At 44.9% G+C, this 706-nt stretch carries 1 protein-coding gene and 1 pseudogene; both read left to right on the top strand.

Going from position 1 to position 706, the window contains the following annotated elements; all coding sequences use genetic code 11:
* Positions 1 to 319 (top strand): SoxR reducing system RseC family protein (locus tag A3763_RS24185; RefSeq protein WP_197483091.1); only part of this gene is annotated, 319 nt, incomplete at its 5' end.
* 113 nt (positions 320 to 432) lie between these two features.
* Positions 433 to 706: pseudogene (locus A3763_RS24180) on the top strand (serine peptidase); the annotation flags it as partial.

Raw genomic sequence — 706 nt, 5'->3', positions numbered from 1 at the left:
TAGTAGCCAACGAAAATGTATTGAGTTTGAGCTTGATAACGAGTTTGATGTACAAGTAGGGGATTATGTAACCCTCGCAGTTCCAGAGAAAACTTTCCTGCAGGCCTCCCTCGTGATGTATGTGCTTCCCTTGGTTTTAATGATTCTTTGTGCTGTGCTTGCGGAAAGTTATTTAGCCTTAAATGATGCCGCGACCTTGCTGGCGTCCATTTGTGGCTTTGGATTAGGGCTTTATTTGGCTAGACGTTTTGCTAGCGAGCATAAAAGTGATCCAGACTTTCAGCCACATATTGTAGCCGTAGACCGGGCTATAGACTAGTATTTTTCCTCTTTAACCTTGCTCCCCCGTTACGTATTTTTAAGTTGAAAACTAGCCCTTCGGCCTCAAAAATGAGGGTACGTTCTAACTACATACTCTCTTGAGGATTCTTCATGAAGTACATAAATAAACTCAGCTCCTTGCTATTCTTGATGGCTGCAATCAGTGTATTGAGTCTCTCTAGCCATGCTGCAGATCTGCCGGATTTTACCGAGTTAGTTGAAGAGCATGCGGAATCGGTCGTTAATATTAGTACGGTTAGCCATGCCGAGCGACCTTCCCAGTTCCAGTTTCAGGGTGATATGGAGCAAATCCCGGAGTTCTTCCGGCATTTCTTTGGCGGCCCACCAAAATCAGGAAAGCCTAACGGCAAGAAGCGTATGCAGT

This window comes from Oleiphilus sp. HI0128, assembly GCF_001635365.1.
Note: the sequence above shows the minus strand (reverse complement) of the source record. Positions and strands in the feature narration are given on the sequence as shown.